Annotated in this window: 22 protein-coding genes; 8 read left to right on the top strand and 14 right to left on the bottom strand. The window is 34.7% G+C overall.

Annotated features, from left to right (window positions below; genetic code table 11):
- Positions 1-13: 13 nt before the first annotated feature.
- The 3 genes from bamJ to PGH12_RS14870 all read right to left on the bottom strand — a co-directional run bounded on the left by bamJ (position 14) and on the right by PGH12_RS14870 (position 5164).
- Positions 14-718: a BamJ family beta-barrel-assembly machinery protein gene (gene bamJ, locus PGH12_RS14880; protein ID WP_267599851.1), complete on the bottom strand. Its 705-nt coding sequence runs from the start codon at positions 716-718 to the stop codon at positions 14-16.
- A 91-nt stretch (positions 719-809) separates the two neighbouring features.
- Entirely contained in the window at positions 810-2675 is a 1866-nt protein-coding gene (locus PGH12_RS14875) for a M1 family metallopeptidase (RefSeq protein WP_267599850.1), read from the bottom strand.
- Between the two features lie 122 nt (positions 2676-2797).
- Positions 2798-5164 carry an outer membrane beta-barrel family protein gene (locus tag PGH12_RS14870; protein WP_267599849.1) on the bottom strand — a complete coding sequence of 789 codons (2367 nt, stop codon included), beginning with the start codon at positions 5162-5164 and terminating at the stop codon, positions 2798-2800.
- 225 nt (positions 5165-5389) lie between these two features.
- Between PGH12_RS14870 and PGH12_RS14865 the strand changes: the two genes are divergently transcribed.
- Positions 5390-6631: a sensor histidine kinase gene (locus PGH12_RS14865; RefSeq protein ID WP_267599848.1), complete on the top strand. Its 1242-nt coding sequence runs from the start codon at positions 5390-5392 to the stop codon at positions 6629-6631.
- Positions 6621-7307 (top strand): response regulator transcription factor, encoded by a 687-nt coding sequence (locus tag PGH12_RS14860; protein ID WP_267599847.1) that lies wholly within the window; start codon positions 6621-6623, stop codon positions 7305-7307. Before PGH12_RS14865 ends, PGH12_RS14860 begins: the two co-directional genes overlap by 11 nt.
- A 67-nt stretch (positions 7308-7374) precedes the next feature.
- Here PGH12_RS14860 and PGH12_RS14855 read toward each other — a convergent pair whose 3' ends face one another.
- The 9 genes from PGH12_RS14855 to PGH12_RS14815 form a co-directional block, all read right to left on the bottom strand.
- The gene (locus tag PGH12_RS14855) at positions 7375-8202 is read right to left on the bottom strand and encodes an endonuclease/exonuclease/phosphatase family protein (protein ID WP_267599846.1); all 828 of its coding nucleotides are present in this window, start codon (positions 8200-8202) and stop codon (positions 7375-7377) included.
- Between the two features lie 68 nt (positions 8203-8270).
- Complete coding sequence (locus PGH12_RS14850; protein ID WP_267599845.1) at positions 8271-8474, bottom strand: hypothetical protein; 204 nt, start codon at positions 8472-8474, stop codon at positions 8271-8273.
- 2 nt (positions 8475-8476) lie between these two features.
- Entirely contained in the window at positions 8477-9733 is a 1257-nt protein-coding gene (locus tag PGH12_RS14845) for a S8 family peptidase (RefSeq protein ID WP_267599844.1), read from the bottom strand.
- A gap of 12 nt (positions 9734-9745) precedes the next feature.
- Positions 9746-10324, bottom strand: a complete 579-nt coding sequence (locus tag PGH12_RS14840) for a hypothetical protein (protein ID WP_267599843.1) — start codon at positions 10322-10324, stop codon at positions 9746-9748.
- On the bottom strand, positions 10324-11022 hold the full coding sequence (locus PGH12_RS14835) for a hypothetical protein (protein ID WP_267599842.1): 699 nt from the start codon (positions 11020-11022) through the stop codon (positions 10324-10326). The genes PGH12_RS14840 and PGH12_RS14835 overlap by 1 nt, the downstream gene beginning before the upstream one ends.
- An 18-nt stretch (positions 11023-11040) precedes the next feature.
- Complete coding sequence (locus PGH12_RS14830) at positions 11041-11925, bottom strand: DUF2589 domain-containing protein (RefSeq protein ID WP_267599841.1); 885 nt, start codon at positions 11923-11925, stop codon at positions 11041-11043.
- Positions 11926-12110: 185 nt separating this feature from the next.
- Positions 12111-14309 carry a M1 family metallopeptidase gene (locus PGH12_RS14825; protein WP_267599840.1) on the bottom strand — a complete coding sequence of 733 codons (2199 nt, stop codon included), beginning with the start codon at positions 14307-14309 and terminating at the stop codon, positions 12111-12113.
- 85 nt (positions 14310-14394) lie between these two features.
- On the bottom strand, positions 14395-15276 hold the full coding sequence (locus PGH12_RS14820; RefSeq protein WP_267599839.1) for an SDR family oxidoreductase: 882 nt from the start codon (positions 15274-15276) through the stop codon (positions 14395-14397).
- Between the two features lie 151 nt (positions 15277-15427).
- Positions 15428-15841 carry a DUF1573 domain-containing protein gene (locus PGH12_RS14815; RefSeq protein ID WP_267599838.1) on the bottom strand — a complete coding sequence of 138 codons (414 nt, stop codon included), beginning with the start codon at positions 15839-15841 and terminating at the stop codon, positions 15428-15430.
- 171 nt (positions 15842-16012) lie between these two features.
- Between PGH12_RS14815 and PGH12_RS14810 the strand changes: the two genes are divergently transcribed.
- From PGH12_RS14810 to PGH12_RS14800, 3 genes are all read left to right on the top strand, one after another.
- Complete coding sequence (locus PGH12_RS14810) at positions 16013-17260, top strand: sensor histidine kinase (protein ID WP_267599837.1); 1248 nt, start codon at positions 16013-16015, stop codon at positions 17258-17260.
- A 15-nt stretch (positions 17261-17275) separates the two neighbouring features.
- On the top strand, positions 17276-17956 hold the full coding sequence (locus tag PGH12_RS14805) for a response regulator transcription factor (protein WP_267599836.1): 681 nt from the start codon (positions 17276-17278) through the stop codon (positions 17954-17956).
- Between the two features lie 92 nt (positions 17957-18048).
- On the top strand, positions 18049-20346 hold the full coding sequence (locus PGH12_RS14800; protein ID WP_267599835.1) for a GH92 family glycosyl hydrolase: 2298 nt from the start codon (positions 18049-18051) through the stop codon (positions 20344-20346).
- A 26-nt stretch (positions 20347-20372) separates the two neighbouring features.
- Here the strand turns inward: PGH12_RS14800 and PGH12_RS14795 are convergent, their stop codons facing one another.
- The gene (locus PGH12_RS14795) at positions 20373-20609 is read right to left on the bottom strand and encodes a winged helix-turn-helix transcriptional regulator (protein ID WP_267599907.1); all 237 of its coding nucleotides are present in this window, start codon (positions 20607-20609) and stop codon (positions 20373-20375) included.
- A 248-nt stretch (positions 20610-20857) separates the two neighbouring features.
- Between PGH12_RS14795 and PGH12_RS14790 the strand changes: the two genes are divergently transcribed.
- Positions 20858-21460, top strand: a complete 603-nt coding sequence (locus PGH12_RS14790) for an FMN-dependent NADH-azoreductase (protein ID WP_267599834.1) — start codon at positions 20858-20860, stop codon at positions 21458-21460.
- A 180-nt stretch (positions 21461-21640) separates the two neighbouring features.
- Here PGH12_RS14790 and PGH12_RS14785 read toward each other — a convergent pair whose 3' ends face one another.
- A complete protein-coding gene (locus PGH12_RS14785; RefSeq protein WP_267599833.1) occupies positions 21641-22978 on the bottom strand; it encodes a dihydroorotase in 1338 nt (445 codons plus the stop codon).
- A 120-nt stretch (positions 22979-23098) separates the two neighbouring features.
- Here PGH12_RS14785 and PGH12_RS14780 point away from each other — a divergent pair, with 120 nt between their 5' ends.
- Both PGH12_RS14780 and PGH12_RS14775 read left to right on the top strand, forming a co-directional pair.
- Entirely contained in the window at positions 23099-24553 is a 1455-nt protein-coding gene (locus tag PGH12_RS14780; protein WP_267599832.1) for a lipopolysaccharide biosynthesis protein, read from the top strand.
- Between the two features lie 27 nt (positions 24554-24580).
- Entirely contained in the window at positions 24581-25600 is a 1020-nt protein-coding gene (locus tag PGH12_RS14775; RefSeq protein ID WP_267599831.1) for a sugar phosphate nucleotidyltransferase, read from the top strand.
- The last annotated feature ends 76 nt before the right edge of the window (positions 25601-25676 follow it).

Here is a 25676-nt window from a genome sequence, read left to right as displayed (position 1 = left end):
AAGTTTAATTAACTTACTTAATATTAACAAGTTCTACATCAAAAATAATCGTAGAGCCTGCCGGAATTGCGGCACCAGCGCCGTTGTCTCCATACGCAAGATCTGAAGGAATATAAAATCTGTATTTTGCCCCTTTGCTCATAAGCTGAATCCCTTCAGTCCAGCCTTTGATCACAGCACCAAGATTGATATCCATTGGCTGCCCACCATTTTTATCGGTAGAGTCAAAAACAGTTCCGTCAAGCAACTTTCCGGTATATTTTACCTGTACGACATCTGAGGCTTTTGGTTTGGCTGCACCATTACCTTCCTGCAAAATTTCATATTGCAAACCAGATGCTGTAGTTTTCACTTTAGGATTACTTTTATTCTTTGCCAAAAAATCCTGACCTTTTTTCTTATTTTCGTTTGCCTGTATTCCTGCAGCAGCTTGTTTTTTCTCATTCTGTTTCTGCATGAATTCTTGCATAAAAGTATTCATCTCTTCAGCAGGCATCAGCTTCTTTTTCCCTTCCATTTCTTCTTTGATAGCCTGAGCCAAAAGATCTGCATCTACTTTGAAACCTTCCTGTTTCATATTTTGTGCAATACTAAGACCTATATAGTAAGAAGCTTTCTGGTCATCTGTATATTTGCTATCTCCCTGTGTGTCGCCTTTCTTATCACACGAAACACCAATTGCTGCTATGCAAAATAATGCAATAATCTGTTTTTTCATTAAGAATTTTTATTATTAATCAGTAATTAATTAATCGCTGCAAATCTATCATTAATTATAGAAATTCCGCCTCTGTACAAGAATTTTTCTGTTATAAATTTTTAAAATTATCATCTGGAGTGTAATCCATAAATAGTCCACCATCTAAAAGAACAGATTTCACTTTCTTTTTTATTGAAACAGAAATCACCGCTTTTTTCTGATCATTTTCCCAGATTTTCGGAGTAAAATGAGTTTTTTCAACTGATTGATCTTCATAAGTCATAACTACATCAAAAGGAACTGCAAAGCCTCCCACATTATCAACATTCAGCATCAATTTATCTTTTTGCTGACTTGCGTTTGTGATTTTTAAATCAATATAATTATTGGTGTAGAACCAATTATTAAAAAACCAATTGAGATTTTTTCCGGATCCTGTATTCATCGAATAAAAATAATCCCATGGAATAGGATGTTTGCCATTCCAGTTATCCATATAATGATGTAAAGCTTTTTTAAACAAATCATCACCCAGATAATCTTTTAAAGCTAAATAAGACAGAGATGATTTCACGTAAGAATTATTGCCGTACCCTGCTCCGCTTACCTGCGTACTCATTGTAATGATTGGCTGATCCTGCTCGGTAGAAGGATCATTGATCCATCTTTTAACTCTGAAATTCTGATAGAATTTTTTGGCAGCTTCTTCACCGTTTTCATCAATTCCGATTAAATATTCCAAAGTTGTTGCCCAGCCTTCATCCATAAAAGCATATCGCGTTTCGTTGATTCCCATGTAAAAAGGAAAATAAGTGTGCGCTATTTCGTGATCTGCTGTCAATCTTGCATCCTGCAAATCATCGGGAATACTTGTATCATTGATCATCATCGGATATTCCATATCGGCGTAACCCTGAATTGCCGTCATTGTCGGAAAAGGATATTCCACTCCCGGCCAGTTTTTTGAAAACCAATCGAGATTGTAGCGCATCCATTCTACATAATGTTCAAAATCTTTTGCTCCGGATTTGTAAGCGGCTTGAACACTTGATCGTTTAGTCTTAAGCTGAATACTTGAACCGTCCCAAACGTAATGATTGCTCAAAGCAAAACAGAAATCTGTAATGTTGTTGGCTTTAAATTTCCAGATATTCCACTGATTATTTTTGGTGACTTTGCCGGATTTCATTTCTGCTTCGTTAGCAATATGAATGACTTTATCACTTTTTAAAGAAGATTTAAATCTATTCAAATATTCCGTCTGCAAAACTTCTTCAGGATTCAGAAATTCACCTGTCGACCAAACCACATAATTTTTCGGAGCAGAAATTGCGAAAGAATAGTCATTAAAATCATTATAAAACTCCTGTCGGTCAGAGTGCGGAAGCATATCCCAACCATTATAATCATCATATACAGAAATTCTTGGGAAAGAATAAGCTACGTAAAAAGTTTCGGGATCGATCTGCCCTTCTCTTCCACTTTGTACAGACAGAGGATATTCCCACTCGATTTTCACCTCAGCTTTTGATTTCGATTTTAAAACCTTATTTAATTTTACTTTTTCTACCGTTCCCCAACTTTCGCTGTTAATGTTATATTTTAAATCATCAACAATGAAAGATCTAATTCTTAAACCTGATGACAAAAAATCTTTAGAAACAGTACCTGACCTTGGAGATTCTGGTTTATGAAGATTATTGACAAATCGTATCGCCAATTCATCTAAATCATTCGGACTATTGTTGCTGTAAATAATCGTTTCTTTTCCCGAAACAATCTTCGTTTTAGCATCTACTTTTACCTCAACATCATAAATTCCTTTGTTCTGCCAGTAGTTTTTTCCGGGCGCTCCGGAAATATCACGAGTTCCGTTTTCGTAAGCTTTTTTAATATTTCTCGGCATGTACAATTCCTGGGCGGAAATATGTACAGATAAAGCCATAGTGACCAATCCCAAAAGAAATCTATTCATGTTAATTTTTTAAATAATGAATGTCAAAAATAGGGAAAATGTAATAAAAACTTTTGAAGTTTAAACAGGCAATTTAAATAAATCAAATAGTTCTCAAATGCACAGATTGAATTAGTGAAAATTTACATTCTTGCCTGTTCATCGGCTTTTTTAATCGCCTTAGCATTTTTCACGGATTGATTTCCAAAATTAAATTTCACAGAAACAGAAACACTTTGTGTATCCCGATAGTCGATAAAATAGTTATCCTGATTCGCATATTTGGTGCTCACCTTTTCACCTGATGTTCTGAAGATATCATTGAAAACAAGACTCGCCTCAAGCTTTTTGTCGAAAAACTTTTTATTCATAACCAAATAGGCAGTAGACGAACTAGAAATTCTAAATGTACCCTGAATAGATGGCGAGTTGTAACGATGACCCAATTCTAATTTCCAGTCGCTGTTTTTGTCTAAAGTAAAACTTGTGGAAATATCAGAAACCCAGTTCCACACTTTGTTTTTATACAAAACGTCATCAATTCCGATAAAATAATTTTCGTTGTGTTCAAGGTTTTCAGATAAACTCAGACTCCACCAAGGTTTGATTTGAAAATTTTTATATACACTTAAACCAAACGCCTGTCCTTTCTCGATATTGGTAAAATTATAAATCAAATTATTGGTACTTGGCTCCTGATACGAGATTTCCATTGATGGGAAAATCTCTTTTCTGTAATAGAAATCTAGATTCCATTCTTTCCACGTGTAGGTAAAATTGAGGTTATGAATGATGGTGGCTTTCAATTTCGGATCACCCTGAAAATAAGAGAACAAATTGTAATAAGATTTAGCAGGATTGAGCCATGAATAAGAAGGTCTGCTGATGCGTTTTCCGTAAGACAATCCGAACTGATGACTATTTGTCGTCGTGTATTGTGCATACAGTGTAGGAAATAATTTCCAGTAATTGTTTTTATTCACTTCAAACGGCTCTGAAACCAATCCTTCCAAGTCAGTTTTTTCTGCCCGTAATCCTGCTTTGAAGTTCCATTTTCCTGGATTGTATGCCAATGAAGTATAGAGTGCAAAATTGTGTTCTTTGTAATCGAAAACATTGCTTTTATCGGATCTGTACTGTAATTTTTCGTTATCTGAAAAATCGAGTCGGCTGTTGGTTTTCACAAAGCTGTATTTTCCGCCAGATTCAACTTCCCACTTTTCATTCTTCCACTGATAATCTGCCTGTGTGGAGTAAAGTTTGACATCACTTTTATTATTGGTTACAAAATTATTTTCTGTGGGAGATTGATTTATAAAATCAAGATAGGTTAAGACATCCTGATATTTCTGTGCATTGTTTCCAGCAAAATAATTAGTCCAGGTCAACTTGCTTTTTGCATTTAATTTTCTGTCTGCCTGAAAGCTTACTGAATTATTAATACTTCTGGAATGATGATCATTAATGGTTGTGTAATTGGATTCCACTTCATTTTGTTTATTATAAATTAAAGTCGGCACGTTGTAAGTTCCAAACGATTTGGGACTAAAAAATCCTGAATAATTTAAACTCACATTCGTCAAACCGTCAATTTCATATTCCAGATTAAAATTGACAGTATTCTGGCTCTCGTTCTTATCTTTCCTGTTCATTATACTGATCCATCGGGTCTGATCTTCAGCATAATTTACATAATCTGTACCTTCACGATAATAGGTTCCGCTTCCGAAATAATAACTTCCCATCACCGAAAGTTTATTCTTTTTATAATACTGAGAAATTCCAGCCACGCCCTTTGCATATTGACTTTGAATATATTTTGAGCTCAAAACACCACGATATCCTTCAATTTTATTTTTTTTCATGACGATGTTGAGAACTGCACTTCCCGAAGCTTCATATTTTGCGGGCGGATTGGTGATAACTTCTACAGACTTCACTTCATCACCCTGAGTATTTTCCAATAAATTTTTCAGTTCGTCGCCCGTGAGCATGACTCTTTTATCATTAATGGTTACAACGATACTCTGACTTCCTTTGATTGCCAACACATCATTTCCCGATGTAACTCCGGGAGTTTTTTTAAGAATCTCCCAAGCATTAAGTGACGAAATATTGCTGTTTTCTACGTTAAACTCTAAACGGTCTATTTTTCTTTTCACCAAAGGTTTCTGTTTGGTCATCACCACTTCCTGAATTTCCTGAATATCTTTTTTGAGGATAATCTGTAAACTTTCTTTTTGTTCGTTCAGGTTCAGATTTTTTTCTAACTGAGCATATTCCAAATCTTTGATGATCAGTTTCACATTGTTTTCGGTGATGCCTTCCAATACAAAATTTCCGTTTTCATTGGTGGTTACTGTTTTCAATAAAATATTTTGAGAATTGTACACTTCTACAGAAACCAATGGCAATTTTTCTTTATGAATGTTGGTAATCGTGCCTTCGATTTTACTTTTTTGCGAAAACAAAAGAGCTGGAAAGAATAATAAAATGAGGAATTTATACATAAGGTTTTATTTAGATTTTAACAGTCAGAAAACTCTTTTTTCTTCTCGTACAAAAGTCTGCAATGCTCAAGAGAATTTAGGTTAATGGAAGGTTAACGAAGGGTTAATGTCTATTGGGGAAAAGATGAATGCTATATCTTTGTTTTAATGATTTCAAAAAGCAAAAATCTTATCGCTCTGTTTGCTACTTTATTCCTGCTTCTTTTGGGGATTCAAGGGTATTTTATGTACAAAACTTATCAGGTAAAAGAGCGTGAAATCTACCGGACTGTACATAAAAGACTGACAGATTACACCGATCGCTTAGAAGACAAAGGCGCAATGAGAAAAGTTCACGATGATGCAGTGCAAGCAATTTTAATTAAATTTAAAAACAAAGAAATTACCCACGATGAATTTCTGAATCTTTTCGATAAAAACAGAATCGCTACCGAAAAAGAATTCAGCCAATATGTAGATGATCACTTTAAAGATGAAGGGTATGAAGTTGCGGTAAAAATTGAATATTCGTCGATTATTTTTAATCCTACCAGAACAAATCTCATCACGAAGCCCATCATTATCTATGAAACTGAAAAAAAGGTAAAGAAAGCCGGAATTTTAAATACCGGAACCTGGGAAACCACTTCAAAGTCGACAGATACCGATAATAAAACACTGACCAGAAATGACAGTTTCTCCGTAAAAAGCACAACAGGATATGAAATTTTAAATATAAAAACAGTTGTTTTTAGAGAATTGACTCTGTTAATTTTATGTTGTATCGCTTTGCTTGCAAGTGTCCTGATTTTATATATTTTCACGATTAAAAACCTCATCAAACAACAAAAACAGATTGAAGTTCTACACACCATCGTTGATAACATTTCGCATGAGTTCAAAACCCCGATTGCTACTTTAAAAATCGCCTCAAAAACTCTGAAAAAGAATCTAAATACAGAAACATTACCTTTAATTGACCGACAAATTATCCGTCTGGAAAATCTACTGCTTCAACTTCACAAAGATGAAAATACAGCGGAAACAATTTTTATACAACCAGAAGATTGGGATTTCTTTATTCAGGATTTAGCCTTTACGTATCCTGAGAATAAATTTAAATTTCAAAATGACATTAAAAAAGAGCTGCCTTTTGATAAAAATTTAATGGAAACCATTATCAAAAACCTCTGCGAAAACAGTATAAAATATGGAGCTTCTGAAATCGAAATCCATATCACTGAGCAAGAAAAACATTTAGAAATAAACATTTCTGATAACGGTGAAGGAATTGCAAAAAATGAACTGAAAAGTATTTTCGAAAAATTTTACAGAATACAATCCAACAACATTTACAACACAAAAGGTTTGGGATTAGGACTTTATTTTGTGCAGAAAATCGTTTCAAAATATCAAGGAAAAATAGATGTAAAAAGCGAAATAAAAGTCGGAACACAATTTAAAATCAAATTGCCTTATGAACACTAAAATTCTTTTGGTAGAAGATGATTCAGACTTTGGGATGATTCTAAAACAATATTTGGAATTAGAAGATTTTGAAGTTGTCTGGTTTCAGAATCCAGAAGATGTTGTGACTGTATTATCTTCAGATTTCCAATATCACATTGGGATTTTAGACATTATGATGCCCAAAATGGATGGCTTTTCGTTGGCAAAAATCATTTTAAAACAGAAACCACAGTTTCCACTCCTTTTTCTAACCGCTAAAAATCAAAAAATCGACCGTCTGAAAGGTCTGAAAATTGGTGCAGATGATTATTTGGCAAAGCCTTGTGATCCTGAAGAACTGATTTTAAGAATTAAAAATATTCTGAAAAGAACTGCATTTCATTCTCCCGATCCTCAGCAGAAAATCGGAGAATATATTTTAGATTCAGACAAGCTGCTACTCATTCATCCTACGGGAAATATCCGTTTAACCATCCGTGAAAAAGATCTATTAATTTATCTTTTACAACATAACAATCAGATGATTAAGCGTGATGACATTCTCGATAAATTATGGGAAACTAACGATTATTTTACCGGAAGAAGTCTCGATGTTTTCATCAGCAAACTCAGAAAATACCTGAACAATGACCCTACCATAAAAATTCTGTCAGTAAGAGGCATTGGCTTTGAAATCAATTTTCCTGAAAGATAAATTTTGTAAAAAAATAAGCTTCATTCGATCGAACAAAGCTTACATTATATTTTTAAATTAAATTTTTTTAAAACTGCAAATCAACCAAAACGGGAAAGTGGTCTGATGGATAAAGCAGATTTTCTCGTCTGTCATTGATGTGTCTGTGAGATTTTATTTTAAAACCTTTCGTAAAAATAAAATCGATTCTGTCTTTTGGAACTTCATTGACGTTAAATGCAGTGAACGTTCCCACCGGACCATAATGTTTCTTTTCAGCGTTGTAAAAAGTATCTTCAAGATTTTGAGAAAGAATTTTCACAGGTTCTGTATTTTCGGTTAAATTAAAATCTCCCGTCAAAACAAAGGGTAAATTTTTCGGATTCAGCTCTTTTGCTTTTTTCAAAATGAGTTCTGACGATTTTACTCTTGCCAAATTTCCGATATGGTCAAAATGAATATTCATGGCCAGAAATTCTTTATTTAAATCTTTATCTTTAAAAATCGCATAGGTGCAAATTCTGTTCAACGCTGCATCCCAACCTTTTGATGGTTTTTCAGGAGTTTCAGAAAGCCAGAAAGTTCCCGATTTTACAATCTGAAGTTTTCTAGTATCATAAAATATCGCTGAAAATTCACCTTTTTCTTTTCCGTCATCTCTTCCGACCCCAACGTAATCGTAATTCTTTAAACCCATTTTAATATCTTTCATCTGCTCGGGAAGCGCTTCCTGAACACCAAAAAAATCCGGGTGGTAATACATCAACAAATCTGCAACATCCTGTCTTCTCTTTGGCCAGGCATTTTCTTTATCCGAATCAACATTCAGTCTGATGTTAAAACTCATCACTTTAAGATCCTGAGAAAAACCTAAGGCGAAAAACATCAGCAATACGATTGAAAATCTGAAATTCATTTTATTTCATTTAAAATTAAAAAACAAAAATAAAACTTCTCTGTTACAGAAAAGCTTTATTGTGATGATTATATTGTTAAATTATCTTTTTCTTCTTCAATGCTTTCGCAAAATTTTTCAAAATCTTGTTCTGAAATTTTCTTTTCGCTTTGCAGTTTTACAATTGCTACACTTTTATAATGATCAAGAAATTTAATTTTTTTCTCTTTAAGATTTCGTTTAAATTCTTCTAAATCAATATCTTTTTTCAGAACAGCCAGGTAGATTTTCATTTTTAAATTATTTGAATTAAGCCACTTCCTATATCTCTGTATTTCAAACCTTCAATAGGTTTTGCATTCGTCTCAATCATTTCCCAGATTTCTTTTGCGGTCTTATCGGGAAACTGCTCCATATATAAAGCTGCAAGTCCGGAAACGTGTGGAGTCGCCATACTGGTTCCGCTCAAACCAAAATAATAGTTTTTGTTTTTTATGCTTTTAGGATAGCTGCTCATAATATCAACTCCGGGAGCACAAACATTAATACTGCCTCCGGTTGATGGATTTAATCCTCCGTTTGAAAATTTCGCCACTCTCATTTGCCCGTCAATCGCTGCAACTGCCAAGATTGAAACAGAATTTGCAGGTGCAGAAACAGGTTTCGGAATAGAAGGTCTGCTGCTGTCATTTCCTGCCGCTGCGATGATGAGACAATTATTTTCTAATGCTCTCATTCCTACAGTTTCAAAAAGCACGGAAGGTTTTTCATTGAACTGAACGGGTGCGGCAAGTGAAAGCGATAACACTTTGAATTTTTTAGAAATTGCCCAGTCGATTGCATCTACAACGCTGCTTGTGGTTCCTGATCCTTTGTTGGAAAGCACTTTTGCGATTTTCAGATTGCAGTCTTTGGCAATTCCATACCGTTTTCCTGTATCTGATCTTAAATTTCCTGCTGAAATACCTGCACAATGCGTTCCGTGACCATTCGGATCTTTGTCCCAATCTTCGCCTTCGATGAAAGATTTCCCTTCAATTTCTCTTGATGCAAAATCCGGATGTGACAAATCTAATCCTGTGTCGAGAATGCAGACATCAATTCCTTTTCCGGTGTACAAGGATTTTTCAATTCCTACGGCTTTTAATCCCCATTCCATTTCAACAAAATTCTTCTGAGGAATCGGCTTATTATTGAGATATTGCTCTAGCTCGCTAATTTTATCTGAAATTTCCGCAGATTGTTTTTTCAATTCATTAATAATTTTCATTTCATCGGCTGGAAAAAACTCACGTTCTTTTTCAAAATAAATAATGGGATTTGAATCATCTTTCACTGCTTTTTTAAGCTGATCTTCATCCATATTTTCTACAACGACCACTCCAAGGTTTTTATATAAAACTCCGCTATCATTATTTATCACCTCAAAAGATCTATTTTCTTTGGAAAGAAATTCTGAGGATGTGATGCTCACCTGAAGTTCATTTTCTACTTTTTTGAGTGATTTTTTCTCCTGATTCCTAAGCAGGACGATGTATCTTCCTTTTTCCATGGCTATTTAGTTTTATGAAAGTTTAGCTAATATTTTTTCAAGAATCAGATAAATATCTTCTGACAAAAGAGTAAGTCTCAGTTTTTTATTGATCCCCGCAATTGTCGTGTTCTGCGGAAGTAACTGATTCCAGAATAATTCAATTTTTGCGATTGAATTAAGTTCATTTATTTTCGCATCATCTAAAATTCCGTTCTGATACATTGAAATCATCAACCCGGAAAGCAATTCTTCCGATTCATCCAGTTTTCTTTGTTCTTTTGAAAGTAAGTCAGTTAAAAACCCATGAATACTTTCAATTCCGTTAAAAGAAAATCCGTAAATAAGATCTCTTTTCCCCACGTTCACTTTTTCCATTTTCACAGGATTAAAACCACGTTTGACGGTAGAAATCATGCTCATTATTTTTAAAACTTCAGATTCATATGTTGTGTTTCCTTTAGCTTTAAAATAATCTAAAAGATTATGAAGAAAAGCATCAAAATGAGCATCAAAATCAAAAGATTTAGACAGATAAAACTCCTGAACTTCATTGAGTTTATCCAAATGAAACTCCAGAGTCTGTGTGCTATGATGTATAAGTTCCTGCATCACTCAAAAGTGATTTGTTCGACCTCGTTTCCGTCTTTATCTTTGTAGGAAAGCACTTTGATTCCTTCGGCTTCCATTGTGACCTGCAGATTGATAAAAAGTTTGTCTTTATCTTCTGCAGAGTTTGTGTTTGGATCAATGTAAATGTTGTTGAGCTTAGAATTGACGAGCGTGTATTTATTCAGCAAAACGTTTGAGAAAATATCTTTCAACTCGTTCACTTCTTCGTCTGTACTTCCGTCTTGTGGTCTGAAAATTCCCGTATTTAAAGTTTGTATTTTTGTTTTCAGATCAATTTTGATGACTTCAGTTGAGGGAATTTTCCCAAATTTCTGATCATTAGATTCCAATTTTTTAAACAAATTTTTAAAATCATCATTCTGAATCTGCTTCTTTGTAATCTCAGAAATATTGAGTTTTTTTTCTCTGTTAACCAAACGAATTCTATCATTCAATTCTCCAATCAGCTGATCTTCATTAAGTTTAAAATTATATTTAGAATCAGAATCTATATCGGTAATTTTCAGAGGAATATCCATTTTTACGCTTGGCATAGCATATCTCGGTGCTGTAAAAAATTTCAGATAAGGATGTTTTGCATATTCTTTTGCAATCGCAACAGCATTTTCGTCAGCTTTTTTACGAGCCTGAATTATCTCGTTGTTGAGATAATCCAGGTAATCTGATAATTTAATCATGATCGTAAAATTTAGAAATTACTGAGCCAAAATTCCTAAAACTTTTTCTAAGCCCGCAGGCATTTCGTCGTTGGTTGCTCTTACTTTTACTCCCAAAGAATATTCTTTTTCAACTTTGATTCCGGTGCTTGAAGATCGTTTGTAAGAAACATCGACACTCAATTTTACAGGACCCCATCCTCCGGAAGCGCCAACTTTTAAACCAAATTCGTTACTTACATTTTTGGTGTAAGTAGAATTTAATTTAACATTAAAATCAACTTCACAAGATTCAATTCTAAAGCTTGGAACATTCAGCAAAGCAATAAAAGGAACAGAAAGTTCTACGTCTGTAGGAATCATCGGCTCTTCATCCGGAGTTTCGGTTTTACTGATGTAATCGGGATTTGGCGCATTTTTTTTGTATTTAAAATCTGCCATTCTCAGTTTTTTCGCACTTGCAGGATCATTAGGATCAGAAAGTTCGAAACCAACTTCGTTGATAAAACTTACTGTTGCAATTGAAGCGTTCGACTGGGCTTTTACACACGCATCCAAAGGTCCGCCGATGATGGTTGCAAAATCTATACTTCCCAATTCTGCTGCGAAATCTGCATTTGCTGCGTCTGATGTTTTAAAAATTTCTTCATCTGCTGCCATTTTCAGAGAGATCATTTTAAGAACTTCTGATGATGCATTGAGAAGAGATTTTTCCCATTTTTCGTCGTAACTGTTTTTAAACTGTTCAACAATTGAAAGAAGATCTTTAAGCGAAAGATTTTTGAGTTCAGCCATTTCCACTCCGGAAATTTTATCATAAACACTTGGAGTAAGCACTTTTTCTACTCCTGATAAAAGATCGATCAGTTCACTTTTTGTTTTTTTGGTGTGGTTAGATTCCAACACCGATTTTAATGTTTCCATTTGATTGTTTTTTAGGTTAATAAAAATTTCTATTACAAATCTATATCTCTAATTATGAAAACTTTACAGGAAATAAACTGAAAACAAAAGGTGAAATCACCCTAAATAAAAAGCAGACTTTCCAAGACGGAAAATCTGCTTTTATAATTTAATGATTAACTTTAAAAATGCTGGAAAGAACTTATTTATTCTTTTATAAATTTAAATTCTCTTTCGCCTTGCTTGAAAGTCATTGTTTTTTTATCCTGACTAAAAGTAATTGAAAGCTTAGGCTGATCGTAAGTGAAAGTTCTGTCACCAATATATTCTAACGCAAATTCTGGCTGACCTTCACCTTGGCTATACAGTTGATTATTCTTTTCTATAAAAGTAAATTTTAAATTAATTTCTTTATTTCTGTAAGTTCCTGTAAAATCTTTTATTTTGATCTTCTCCATTGGTTTTGCATCTGCGGAAGACCATGAATTATTTACAGAATTGACATCAGGAATTTCAGATTTGGGATCTAGTTTTACCTCAGCGACTTCTTTTGTAGAATCTAATTTGAAAGTCCATTCTGTATTTCTTTTCCAGATTTCTACAGGCAGTTTTACAATTTGTTCGGTATTATCTTTAAATTTAATCTGAACGGTTGCCGGCATCGGCAATTGTCCTAAATTTTCAATTGTGATTTGCGCGCCTTTTGTGACATCTCCATTGATGTATTTTACACTTTTTACAGCCTGATCAATTTTCCATTTGTTGATAAACCAGCCTCTCCAGAACCAATTGAGCTCTTCTCCTGAAACATTTTCCATCGTATGGAAAAAATCCCATGGGGTAGGATGTTTGAATGCCCAACGCTCAACGTACGTTCTGAAAGCCTTGTCAAATTTTTCCGATCCCAGAATAGATTCTCTCAGAATCTGCATTCCCATTCCCGGTTTATAATAAGCTAAGAGTCCGATGCTGTTTTCCTTCATATTATCTGGTCCCACCATTATTGGCTCAAAATTGTTATTCAATATATAACTTCCTGCCTGAGCAACATTTTGTTTATTGTAGTATTCGCCCTTGTTGAAAGCTTGTGTAGACAAATCATTGATGAAAGTATTAAATCCTTCATCCATCCACGCAAAAAGCCTTTCGTTGGAACCCACAATCATTGGAAACCAGTTGTGTCCGAATTCATGATCGGTAACGCCCCAAAGAGATTCACCTTTAGAATCCATATGACAGAAAACGATTCCCGGATATTCCATTCCGCCTTCGTTTCCGGCCACATTGGTCGCTGCCGGATAAGTATATTCGTACCATTTTCCCGAATAATGCTCGATGGCGGCTTTTGTATATTCTGTAGATCTTCCCCAAGCACCGCTTCCTGCACTTTCAGCCGGATAAGCAGAGATTGCTAGAGATTTTTTACCGCTAGGAAGGTTGATTTTTGCTGCATCTAAAATAAATGCAGAAGAAGATGCCCAGGCAAAATCTCTTGTTTGATTGATTTTAAATTTCCATGTTTTTGTTCCTGAAGCATTATTTTTTTTGATCTCAGATTCTTGTCTGATCATAACTGTTTTGTCTGAATTTCTTGCCTGTGACCATCTGTTATTTTCTTCTTTTGAATAGACTTCTTTTTCATTTAAAAGTTCTCCCGAGGCCACAACGTAATGATTGGCAGGAACGGTAATATTTGCTGTAATATTTCCATATTCAAGATAAAATTCAGACGCACCTAAGTAAGGCATTGTGTTCCATCCCAAAACATCGTCGTAAACACACATTCTAGGATACCATTGTGCAATCGTAAAAACCTTTCCGTTCTTGGTATCCTGAACTCCCATTCTGTCTGAACCGTATTGTGGAGAAAGAAAAGAATATTCAATTTTAATTTTTGCAACTCCGCCTTTCGCTTTTAATTCCTGTGGAAGATCAATCTGCATTCTGGTGTCTGTGACGGTATATTTTACATCTTTACCTTCGTATTGTACAGATTTAATTTTGTATCCGCCATCAAAAGTTTCTCCTTTTGCGCCGTTTCTGCTTCCCGAAAGTGGCACCAAAGCATTACCACGAGAATCTTTCTGAAACAAATTCTGATCCAGCTGCAACCATAGAAAATTCATTTTATCGGGACTGTTGTTGGTATAGGTAATTTCGGCTGTGCCTGTGATTTCATTTTTCACATCGTTCAGACTTACATTCAGATTATAATCTGCCGAGTTTTGCCAGTATGCGTGTCCCGGCTGACCGCTTGCTGATCTTGTCTCTGTACCGGTTTGCGAATAAAAAAATGGTTTAAAAGCCTCTACGTAATCATATTTTGGAGATTCCTGTGCTTTAACAGAATTTGCAAAAAGCATTACTGCAACGCTGGAAATAATGGCCGAAAATTTTAGATTCATTGAAAAAAATATTTTGTTGTTTTTTGATAGGTAAAAAAAATCCCGAAATTGTTACAAATCGGGACTCAAATTTTAATTAATTTAATTAATTTGATTTCTTTGCTTTAATCATCGTTTCTAAAGCATCCCACATTTCCTGCGGAATATCTTCGAGCATATTAAACTCACCTGCTCCCTGCAGCCACTCTCCCCCATCAATAGTAACCACTTCACCATTTACAAAAGATGAAAAATCGGAAACTAAATAAGCGGCAAGATTTGCCAGTTCCTGATGTTCTCCTACTCTTTTCAACGGATTTTTTTTAGCTAAATCAAACTGATCTTTCATATCACCCGGCAGCAATCTATCCCAAGCACCCTTTGTAGGAAAAGGTCCCGGCGCAATAGCGTTAAAACGGATATTATATTTTCCCCATTCAACAGCCAAAGATCTAGTCATTGCCAAAACTCCTGCTTTTGCGCAAGCTGATGGAACGACATATGCAGAACCCGTCCAGGCATAGGTTGTCACGATATTTAAAACTGTTCCGGGAGTTTTAGAATCGATCCAGTGTTTTCCGATAGAAAGTGTACAGTTTTTCGTTCCCTTTAAAACGATATCTAAAATAGAATCAAAAGCAGAATGCGTCAATCTTTCTGTTGGCGAAATGAAATTTCCTGCTGCATTATTCAGTAAAATATCAATTCTTCCGAATTCTTTCAAAGCGGCTTCCTTCATCGCTTCAACTTCATCCCAATTTCTCACGTCACATGCAACGCAAAGAACTTTTCCGCCTGTTTCTTCTTCCAGTTCTTTGGCTGTTCCCTGTAATTTCTCCAGATTTCTTGAAGTTATTACTACTTTCGCACCTAGCTGAAGAAAATATTTGGTCATTGCTTTCCCAAGACCGCTTCCGCCACCGGTTACGATGGCAACTTTATCTTTCAGGGCATCTTCCCGCAACATGGGCTGAGTATATTGATTCATATGTTTATTTTTCCTAAAAATAACAAATATTTAATGGATAAAGTCTAAATTTTCATGATATATAATGTTACAAATACTATTCTATCATTCAAACCAAAAAAAACAGCCAATAAATTAATACTGACTGTTCTTTATTTATTTTAGGCTTAAATTATGACGCTACCACTGTTCCTTTGAAAGAAAGAGTTTTAGGCGTTTTGCTATCACTTGTAGTAACGTTTACAGTTTTTACAAACGCACCTGCATTTGCTGCATTGTAGCTAGCTTCAACAAAGCCCATTTTGCCTGGTTGAATTGGTTTATCAGAATACTTCGCTGCAGTACAACCACATGATGGAGCTACGTTTTCTATAATGATTGGCTTTGTAGATGTATTTTTAAATTCAAATCTAATTGCTTTTGGTTTTCCCTGAGGAATGTTTCCAACGTCGATTGATTCTGATTTCCACTTGATCGCTTCTGCAACTGCTTTTACTAGAGAAGTTCCTTCGATTGGGAATACATTAGCATAAAATGGTGAAAATGCCATAACTGCCAATAATGCTGTAATTTTCAAATTTTTCATGAATATAATTTTGAATGTTTAATAAATTTTAAAGAAACCATCGTTTTCTTTTTGATACTTCAAAGGTAAGATGATTGAGTAAAGAATTTGTTAACCGCTACCAAACATTTGTTAATGAGTTGTTAATAATCAGGAGAAAATAGATATTTTTAGATAATATTGCTTTTGAAAATGGAAATAAAAAAACTCAATATCATCATCACGCTTGGCCTTGTCGCAATTATCGGGATATTGATCGCTCAGCTTTTGTGGACCAAACAGGCTTATAATCTTGAGGATAGAAAGTTTAACCAAAAAGTAAATATTGCGTTGATGGAGGTTGTCGACAAAATGTCTGAAGGCAAAACCTCTTTTACAGAAAATCCTGTACAGATTGTCGCGAATGATTATTACGTTGTCAATATCAATAACGAATTTCATCCCGCAGTTCTTGAGCATTACCTAAAAACAGAATTTACGAGATTTCAAATTAATACAGATTATGTTTATGCTTTGTACAATTGCCATAGCGATCAGATGGTTTACGGAAAATACATGAGCAGCCATCAGGAAGAACCTAGTGAGAAGGTGATTCAGTTTCCTAAACATAAAAATCTGACTTATTATTTTTCCATACGTTTTCCTGATAAAACCACTTACCTGATCAGCTCACTGCGTTTCTGGTATCTGCTCACGTTTGCGCTCATCATTATTTTGCTTGTGTATGTTTATTCAATTTACACGATTATCCAGCAAAAGAAATTCTCTGAACTGCAAAGGGATTTTATTAATAATATGACGCACGAGTTCAAAACTCCGCTTTCGTCAATACTTTTAGCGACAGAAGCACTTAATAAACAACACGTTGTACAAGAGAATACCAAACTTCAAACGTATACATCAATTATCATCAAACAAAGCAATAAGCTGAACAACCATATTGAGAAAATATTGAATATTGCTAAAAACGATTCTTCAGGACTTTCACTTAAAACTGAAAAAATCACGCTCTTTCCATTCATTCAGGAAATTGCAGAAACAATGCAGCTGAAAAATGAGAATCTCAAAATTACTTTACTTATCGACAATAATACTTCTGTTGTCGCAGACAAATTTCACTTTACCAACATCATCCATAATATTTTAGATAATTCCATTAAATATTGCGAGACAAAACCTAATATTTTAATTTCGTCTGACAAAGATTCAAAAGGTTTATATTTAAAGTTTAAAGACAACGGTATGGGAATTCCAGCCAAGAATATTCCTTATATCTTTGATAAATTTTACAGAGTAAATACAAAAAAAAGTGAGGAAGTTACCGGTTTTGGACTTGGACTTTTCTATGTGAAAAAGATCGTTCAGCAACATCACTGGAAAATATCTGTTGAGAATAATAAAGATGAAGGAATTACCACAACTTTGTTTTTTCCGTTTTAATGTAACTAATAAATAATGGAAAAATCTAAAATTTTATACGCCGAAGACGACAAAACCATTGCTTTTCTGATCGAGGACAGCTTAGAAGCGTATTATGAAATTGAACATTTCGGAGACGGAAAATCAGCACTTGAAGCCTTCAATTCTAAAGATTTCGACATTTGTCTTTTAGATATTATGATGCCCGAAATGAACGGTTTTGATCTTGCCGAACAAATCCGGAGTAAAAACTCAGAAATTCCGATCATTTTTATTTCTGCCAAAGCCTTAAAAGAAGACAGAATAAAAGGTTTAAAAATTGGAGCTGATGATTATCTGGTAAAACCTTTCAGCATCGAAGAATTGATTTTAAAAATTGAAATTTTCCTGAAACGTTCAAAGAAAACAGAGTCTTCAGCACCAAAATATACGGTCGGTAAATATAATTTCGATCCAAAAAATTACACCTTACAAAATTCAGAAAAGACGGTTACCCTTACCCAGAGGGAATCTGAATTGCTTTTATATTTCATCCGTCACAAAAATTCTGTCTTAAAGAGACAGGATATTTTGAAAGCTATCTGGGGCGATGATGATTATTTTATGGGAAGAAGTCTGGATGTTTTTATTTCAAGATTGCGAAAAGTGCTTGCAACTGAGGAAAATATCGTCATCGAAAATATCCACGGAATTGGTTTTCGGTTTTCTGAAAAATAATATTTTTTTTGCCTGACTTTTATTAATCTTTTTTCAATTAACAATTATCTTTTGATTTTGATTAATTTTATCGTTTTCAAAATCTATTCTTCATGAAAAATTCGGGAATTTCATTTTTTCTTATTGCATTGTTTTTTAGTTTAAATGTTCAAGCTCAACAATTTGAGAAATTAATACAATACGTCAATCCGTTGATCGGAACCGAAAAAATGGGACACACTTATCCCGGAGCAACAGCACCTTTCGGAGCCGTTCAGCTAAGTCCGGAAACCGATACGATTTCCTACGAACTCAACGGAAAATACAATGGTGAAGTTTATAAATATTGTGCAGGTTACCGATACGAAGACAAAACGATTGTAGGTTTCAGCTCTACCCATTTTAGCGGAACAGGACATTCTGATTTAGGAGATTTTCTCGTAATGCCGACTGTCGGAAAATTACAATTGAATCCCGGAACGGCAGCAAATCCCGGAAGTGGTTACAGAAGCAGATTCTCTCATCAAAACGAAAAAGCTGAAGCCGGATATTACAGAGTTAAATTGGATGATCACAATATTTTAGCTGAATTAACCGCAACAACAAGAGTCGGAGTTCATCGATATACTTTTCCAAAATCTGATCAGGCTCATATTATTTTAGATTTGATGGCGGGAATTTACAATTATGACGGTAAAAATGTATGGACATATGTTCGTGTGGAAAACGGAAATACTGTTACAGGCTATCGACAAACCAACGGTTGGGCAAGAACCAGAACGGTTTATTTTGCGATGAAATTTTCAAAGTCGTTTAAATCGTACGGTCAGAAAAATTTTGATGAAAAAAAGGTTTATAACGGCTTTTGGAGAAAATTTGATCAGACGAAAAACTTTCCCGAAATCGCTGGAAAAAATCTGAAAATGTACTTTGATTTTGATACGAATGAAAATGAGGCGATCGAAGTTAAATTGGCAATTTCACCTGTAAGTCAAGCTAATGCCTTAGAAAATTTAGAAAAAGAAACTGCAAATTTATCTTTCGATCAAATCAAAGCACAAACACAGAAAATCTGGAATAAAGAATTAAATAAGATCCTCATTAAAAGTTCTGAAACTGAAAAAACGAACTTTTATACGGCAATGTATCATACTTTTATAAGCCCCACAATTTACACAGATAGTAACGGAGAATACAAAGGTTTAGATCAAAACACTCATCAAGCAGAAGGTTTTACAAATTACACAACGTTCTCAATTTGGGACACTTATCGTGCGCTTCATCCATTTTTCAACATCATTCAGCCTAAGAGAAATAATGATATGGTGAAATCGATGATGGCTCATTACAATCAGTTTTCAATGAAAATGTTGCCGATTTGGTCGCACTACGCAAACGATAATTGGTGCATGAGCGGTTATCACAGCGTAAGTGTAGTGGCTGATGCAATTATTAAAGGAAATTATGACGGCGACACAAAAGCTGCATTGTTAGCTTGTGTGGAAACTGCCAACAAAAGAGATTACGAAGGAATCGGTTTTTATATCGATAAGGGTTACATTCCGACGGAAAAAAGCGGAACTTCGGTTTCCAATACGTTGGAATATGCTTATGACGATTGGGCAATTGCTCAGTTGGCAAAACATTTGGGTGAAACAGAGATTTATAATCAATTCATCAAACGTTCTGAAAACTGGAAGAACAATTTTGATAAAACGATCGGATTTATGCGACCTCGTTTGGCGGACGGAAGTTTTAAAAAAGACTTTAATGCTTTGAGCACGCACGGACAAGGTTTTATTGAAGGAAATTCCTGGAACTACAGTTTTTTTGTTCCCCAAAACCCGGATGAATTAATGAAAATGATGGGCGGGAAGAAAAAATTCGCTTCAAAACTTGATGAATTGTTCACGATGCATTTGCCTGATGAGTTTTTTGCAGATACAGAAGACATTACAAGAGAAGGAATTATCGGCGGATATGTTCATGGAAACGAGCCGGCGCATCACGTTGCCTATTTCTACAATTGGGCAGGTCAACCGGGGAAGACCCAGGCGCAAATCAGACGGATTTTAGAAATGCAATACAAAGCAACACCCGATGGATTGGGCGGAAATGACGATGCGGGACAAATGAGTGCGTGGTATATTTTGAGTTCGCTTGGTTTTTATCCTGTTGCTCCGGGATCGGAAAATTATGCAATTGGAAGTCCGGCAATTGACAATGCTGTTTTAAATTTGGAAAACGGAAAAACATTTGAAATTAAAGCCATCAATCAAAGTCCGAAAAATGTTTATGTTCAAAAAATTCTTTTGAATGGTAAGGAAATTAAGAACTTTACATTGAAACATTCTGAGATTATGAACGGTGGAAAATTGAGTTTTTATATGAGTTCTAAGCCAAATAAATAGCACTTACTTTTTAAAACTCCAAATATTTAAAAAACATCTTCCCTGATATTGCGTTTGTGCGTTATACCCCATTCAGAGAGCGACATGATTACATTTTTCAGAGTTTTACTATAATCGGTCGAAATATATTCTACAACAACCGGAGTTTGCTCTGAGTGCACAATTCTTTTGACAAAACCATTTAATTCCAGATCTTTCAATTCATTCGAAAGTACTCTTGCAGATATTCCGGTAACGATTCGTTGAAGCTCATTGAATCGAATACTGCCGTGTTCCTGTAGTGAAATAATGATTTTCAGCTTCCATTTCCACCGATCACGTAGATGGCATCTTCAACAGAAGAAAGGCTTTCGCCACATTTTACCCTGCTAAGAGCTTCCTCATTGGCTACCTGATTTTCCATAATTATATATTTAACTAACTTAAAGGTTACTACTAACCTTTTGTTCACTACTAACTTTTGATAAGCAAATGTACATAATTTTGTCACAGAAATTTTAAAATTTAAAATATGAAACAAATTTTGCATATCATCTCAAGTCCGAGAGCAGAAGCATCCGCAAGCAGAAAATTAGGAAAAAGTGTACTAGAAAAAGTTCAGGAAAAATATCCTGACAGTACGGTAAAAGAACGTGACCTTTCAAAAAACCTTGTTCCTCTTTTGGAAGATGTTCACATCAATTCTTTTTTCACTCCGGCAGAAAACCGCTCGCCCGAACAGGAAAAAATTAATGAATATTCTGAAGGACTTATTGCAGAATTGCAGGAAGCTAACATTATAATTATTGAATCTCCGATGTACAATTTTTCGGTACCTGCAACACTTCGAGCGTATTTTGATTACACCTCAAGAGCAGGATATACTTTTCAATATAGCGAAAAAGGCCCTGAAGGATTGCTGAAAAACAAGAAATTATATATTGCTTTTTCTTCGGGGAACATTTATTCTAAAGGTCCTTATCAGGTTTATGATTCTAATGTTCCTTATGTAAAAAATGTTTTTAGTTTCTATGGAGTTACAGATGTTACCGTTTTTCGTGCAGAAGGTTTGTCAATTCCGGGAATTATGGAAAACTCTTTAGAAAATGCTATTGAAAGTATTTTGATTGATTAATTTAAAATTGTTAGATAATTTTCTCTCGTTGATTTAGCAAATTTTGCAGATGATTGAATTTTTAAAATCTGCTTTATTTGTACAATTTGCGAGAGATTTAAATTTGGCTGAATCCGTTCTGATTTAAATAAAAAAACGGGCTAAAGCCCGTTCCGATTGATACAATTATTTCGTTATAATTTATTCCTGAACTTCAAAAAGCAAACGCTCTCCGAATTTTTCGTCATTAATTTTTCCGTTGTCGTAAACCAGATTTCCATTTACGAAAGTGTGGGTCACTTTAGCATGGAAATTCATTCCTTCAAGCGGACTCCAACCGCATTTGTACAGAATATTTTCTTTGGCAACCGTCCAGCTTTCATTTAAATCAACCAAAACCAAATCTGCTTTATAACCTTCTCTCACAAAACCTCTTTTTTCTACTCTGAAAAGAATCGCAGGATTATGAGCCATTTTCTCTACGATTTTTTCTAAAGAAATTTTTCCGTTAATATAATTTTCCAACATCACCACCAAAGAATGCTGAACCAAAGGCGCTCCTGATGGACATTTTGTATACACGTTCTGTTTTTCTTCCCACGTGTGAGGCGCGTGATCTGTCGCAATTACATCAATTCTATCATCAAGAAGTGCTTCCCAAAGTCCGTCTTTGTCTTTTTGTGTTTTTACGGCAGGATTCCATTTGATCAATCCACCTTTTGTATCGTAATCTTCATTCGTAAAAGTGAGGTGATGTACACAAACTTCAGCTGTAATTTTTTTATCTTTTAAAGGAATATCATTTCTGAAAAGTTCCATTTCTTTTGCTGTTGACAAATGGAAAACGTGCAGTCTCGCTCCTGTTTTCTTCGCTAATTCCACCGCCTTAGAAGAAGATTTATAACAAGCTTCTTCACTCCTTATTAAATGATGAAATTTCACAGGAATATCTTCACCATATTGATCTAAATATTTTTGAGTATTTGCTTTAATGGTTGCTTCATCTTCGCAATGAACGGCAATCAGCATTTTTGTATTGCTGAAAATATTTTCTAAAGTTTCAGGATTGTCAACCAGCATATTTCCTGTAGAAGAGCCTAGAAATAATTTTATACCGGGGACATTTCGTGGATTTGTCTTTAAAACTTCTTCAAGATTATCATTCGTTCCACCCATCATAAAACCGTAATTGGCATATGCTTTTTGAGAACCAATTTCATATTTATCGGCTAATAAATCTTGCGTCACTGCATTCGGAACGGTGTTAGGCTGATCAATAAAACTTGTAATTCCACCAGCAATTGCGGCTTTAGATTCGGTTTCTATATCGCCTTTATGCGTCAGTCCCGGATCACGAAAATGCACCTGATCATCAATCACTCCCGGTAAAAGATATTTTCCAGAACCTTCAATAATCTGATCTGCTTCTTCAGAAATTCCGGAATCAATTTTAGAAATCAAATCATTTTCAATGAGAATATCACTTTCAATAATTTGTCCTTCGTTGACGATTTTTACGTTTTTTATAAGAATTTTCATTTTTAATTTTTAGAGATATAGATTTATTGCACAAATTTAATATTTTCAACAATGATTTTTGAGCATAAGTCTGAAAATTGTGAATTCTAATATTTACATTTGCACTTTAAAAAAATAAATTTGTACAAGAAATTATTTGGGCAAACCGCTGTTTACGGACTAAGTTCGGTTCTGGTGAGGATTTTTCCTTTCCTTATTGCACCAATTGTTACCAAAGCTTTCGGGCCGTCTGCATCTTCACCTTTTGTAGACTGGTACTCTATTGCAGGAGTTATTACCGTTTTCCTTACCCACGGAATGGAAACTTCTTTTTTCCGTTTTGCGCAGGAAGGCGATATCGATAAAAAAACTTTGGTCTCCACTACTGCATTGAGTATTTTGGGAATCGGTTTTATCTATCTAATTTTAGGATATACTTTCAGACAAGATCTCGCCAACGCATTCGAAACGCCGGATCAGGTCAACTATCTTGTCATTTTTCTTTTTATTCTTTCGTTTGATGCCTTTTCTACGATTCCATCTGCGGTTTTACGTCTTGAAGGAAAACCGGTTTTATATACCATTTCAAAAGTCGCAGGATCATTGGTTTATTACTTTCTGATTGTTTTTTTCATCAAATGGCTTCCGCATTATCCAAATGGTATTTTAGGTTTAAAATATGATCCTGAAATTGGTGTAGGATACGTTTTCATTGCCAATTTAGTTCAGAGTATCATTACGTTAGCCATTGTAGGGAAAGAATTTGTAAACTTCAGTTTCAGAAAGTTTGATTTTGCCCTTTGGAAAAGAATTATGAATTATTCCTGGCCGGTGATGGTTGCAGGATTGGCAGGAGTTATCAATCAGACCTTAGATCGGCAGTTTCTTAAATTTCTCCTTCCAAAAGAAGAAGCCAAACATCAAATTGGTGTTTACGGAGGTGTTTATAAGATCGCGACCTTTATCACGGTGTTCCGCCAGGCTTATCAACTGGGAATTGAACCTTATTTTTTTTCGAGTTTTAAAGATAAAAGTAATCACAAAACATATTCTGTCTTAATGGACGTTTTTGTCATTTGCAACTGTTTGATCTATATAGGGTTAATGGTCAATCTACAATGGATTTCTGAAGAATATTTAGGAAACCCACTTTATTTTGAAGGAATCGAAATTATTCCTTTTGTAATGCTCGGAGCTTTATTTTTAGGAATTTATTTAAATCTTTCAATCTGGTATAAATTATCAGACCAGACAAGAGTCGGATTATACATTTCATTAATAGGAGCAGCGATTACGATATTCATCAACTTTACTTTTATCCCGGAATACGGATATTGGGCGAGTGCTTTTGCAGCATTAATTACTTACACAAGTATGATGGTGATTTCTTACATTTGGGGGAAAGTGCAGTATCCTATTCATTATAACATAAAAAAAATAGCAGTATATTTAGTTTTGTCCATAGCGATATCAATGATTTCATTCTATTGTTTTAGGCATAATTATTTAATAGGCAACGGAATGTTCATCTTATTCATCGCGTTTTTAGTGTATAATGAGCGCACGATGATTAATAAAATTCTGAGAAAATCATAAAATATTAATTAAACATACATACAATACATGAAAATTATTGTTCCAATGGCTGGGCGAGGTTCTAGATTACGTCCACATACTTTAACAGTTCCAAAACCTTTGATTCCGATAGCCGGAAAACCGATTGTACAAAGATTGGTAGAAGATATTGCGAAAGTTGCTGGTGAAGAAATTGAAGAAGTTGCTTTTATCATTGGTGATTTTGGTGATGAGGTTGAAAAATCACTACTTCTTATTGCTGAAAGATTAGGCGCAAAAGGAAGCATTTATCATCAGGAAGAAGCTTTGGGAACCGCTCACGCAATTAAATGTGCAGAACAATCGATGACAGGTAACGTGGTTGTAGCTTTTGCAGATACACTATTTAGAGCAGATTTTACTTTAGATACAAATTCTGACGGTGTTATTTGGGTGAAAAAAGTAGAAGATCCTTCAGCTTTTGGTGTTGTAAAATTAGACGATTATGGCTTCATTACAGATTTCGTGGAGAAACCCGAGACGTTCGTTTCAGATCTCGCTATCATAGGGATCTATTATTTCAACTCGGGAGAAAAACTGATGGAAGAGATTAACTATATCATGGATAATGACATTAAAGTCGGTACCGAATATCAGTTAACAACAGCATTGGAAAATCTTCGTCAAAAAGGCGCAAAATTCTCACTTGGTAAAGTAGATGATTGGATGGATTGCGGAAATAAAAACGCAACTGTAGAAACCAACAGTAAAATTCTCGCCTACGAAACAGAAGAAATGTCTCACTTTACATCAACCAGTACTATAGAAAATTCGTTGATCATTCCACCTTGTTTTATTGGTGAAAATGTGAAAATTAAAAATTCTAAGATAGGTCCGGGAGTTTCCATCGGAAACAATACAGTAATCATCAACTCAAATATTGAAAATTCTCTTATCCAGGAAAATACGAAGATCAACCACGGAAATCTTTCTAACTCTATGATCGGAAATTCTGCTCAATATTTTGGCGTTGCGAGAGAAATTTCTCTAGGAGACTATTCTGTATTAGACTTTCTGAACAAGGAGTAATCAAAATTAAATAAAGTGACAATAAACCACACAAAACATTTTGTGTGGTTTGGCGTTAATATTGTAAAGTATTTAT

The sequence above is a fragment of the Chryseobacterium sp. CY350 genome, assembly GCF_027945075.1.
Taxonomy (GTDB): domain Bacteria; phylum Bacteroidota; class Bacteroidia; order Flavobacteriales; family Weeksellaceae; genus Chryseobacterium.
Note: the sequence above shows the minus strand (reverse complement) of the source record. Positions and strands in the feature narration are given on the sequence as shown.

Coding starts and splice junctions, on each gene's coding strand:
- PGH12_RS14775 (WP_267599831.1), top strand. CDS start 24,581: ATGAAAATTATTGTTCCAATGGCTGGGCGAGGTTCTAGATTACGTCCA.
- PGH12_RS14825 (WP_267599840.1), bottom strand. CDS start 14,309: ATGAATCTAAAATTTTCGGCCATTATTTCCAGCGTTGCAGTAATGCTT.
- PGH12_RS14790 (WP_267599834.1), top strand. CDS start 20,858: ATGAAACAAATTTTGCATATCATCTCAAGTCCGAGAGCAGAAGCATCC.
- PGH12_RS14805 (WP_267599836.1), top strand. CDS start 17,276: ATGGAAAAATCTAAAATTTTATACGCCGAAGACGACAAAACCATTGCT.
- PGH12_RS14855 (WP_267599846.1), bottom strand. CDS start 8,202: ATGAATTTCAGATTTTCAATCGTATTGCTGATGTTTTTCGCCTTAGGT.
- PGH12_RS14875 (WP_267599850.1), bottom strand. CDS start 2,675: ATGAATAGATTTCTTTTGGGATTGGTCACTATGGCTTTATCTGTACAT.
- bamJ (WP_267599851.1), bottom strand. CDS start 718: ATGAAAAAACAGATTATTGCATTATTTTGCATAGCAGCAATTGGTGTT.
- PGH12_RS14820 (WP_267599839.1), bottom strand. CDS start 15,276: ATGAATCAATATACTCAGCCCATGTTGCGGGAAGATGCCCTGAAAGAT.
- PGH12_RS14835 (WP_267599842.1), bottom strand. CDS start 11,022: ATGATTAAATTATCAGATTACCTGGATTATCTCAACAACGAGATAATT.
- PGH12_RS14845 (WP_267599844.1), bottom strand. CDS start 9,733: ATGGAAAAAGGAAGATACATCGTCCTGCTTAGGAATCAGGAGAAAAAA.
- PGH12_RS14850 (WP_267599845.1), bottom strand. CDS start 8,474: ATGAAAATCTACCTGGCTGTTCTGAAAAAAGATATTGATTTAGAAGAA.
- PGH12_RS14810 (WP_267599837.1), top strand. CDS start 16,013: ATGGAAATAAAAAAACTCAATATCATCATCACGCTTGGCCTTGTCGCA.
- PGH12_RS14815 (WP_267599838.1), bottom strand. CDS start 15,841: ATGAAAAATTTGAAAATTACAGCATTATTGGCAGTTATGGCATTTTCA.
- PGH12_RS14840 (WP_267599843.1), bottom strand. CDS start 10,324: ATGCAGGAACTTATACATCATAGCACACAGACTCTGGAGTTTCATTTG.
- PGH12_RS14865 (WP_267599848.1), top strand. CDS start 5,390: ATGTACAAAACTTATCAGGTAAAAGAGCGTGAAATCTACCGGACTGTA.
- PGH12_RS14870 (WP_267599849.1), bottom strand. CDS start 5,164: ATGTATAAATTCCTCATTTTATTATTCTTTCCAGCTCTTTTGTTTTCG.
- PGH12_RS14830 (WP_267599841.1), bottom strand. CDS start 11,925: ATGGAAACATTAAAATCGGTGTTGGAATCTAACCACACCAAAAAAACA.
- PGH12_RS14785 (WP_267599833.1), bottom strand. CDS start 22,978: ATGAAAATTCTTATAAAAAACGTAAAAATCGTCAACGAAGGACAAATT.
- PGH12_RS14800 (WP_267599835.1), top strand. CDS start 18,049: ATGAAAAATTCGGGAATTTCATTTTTTCTTATTGCATTGTTTTTTAGT.
- PGH12_RS14860 (WP_267599847.1), top strand. CDS start 6,621: ATGAACACTAAAATTCTTTTGGTAGAAGATGATTCAGACTTTGGGATG.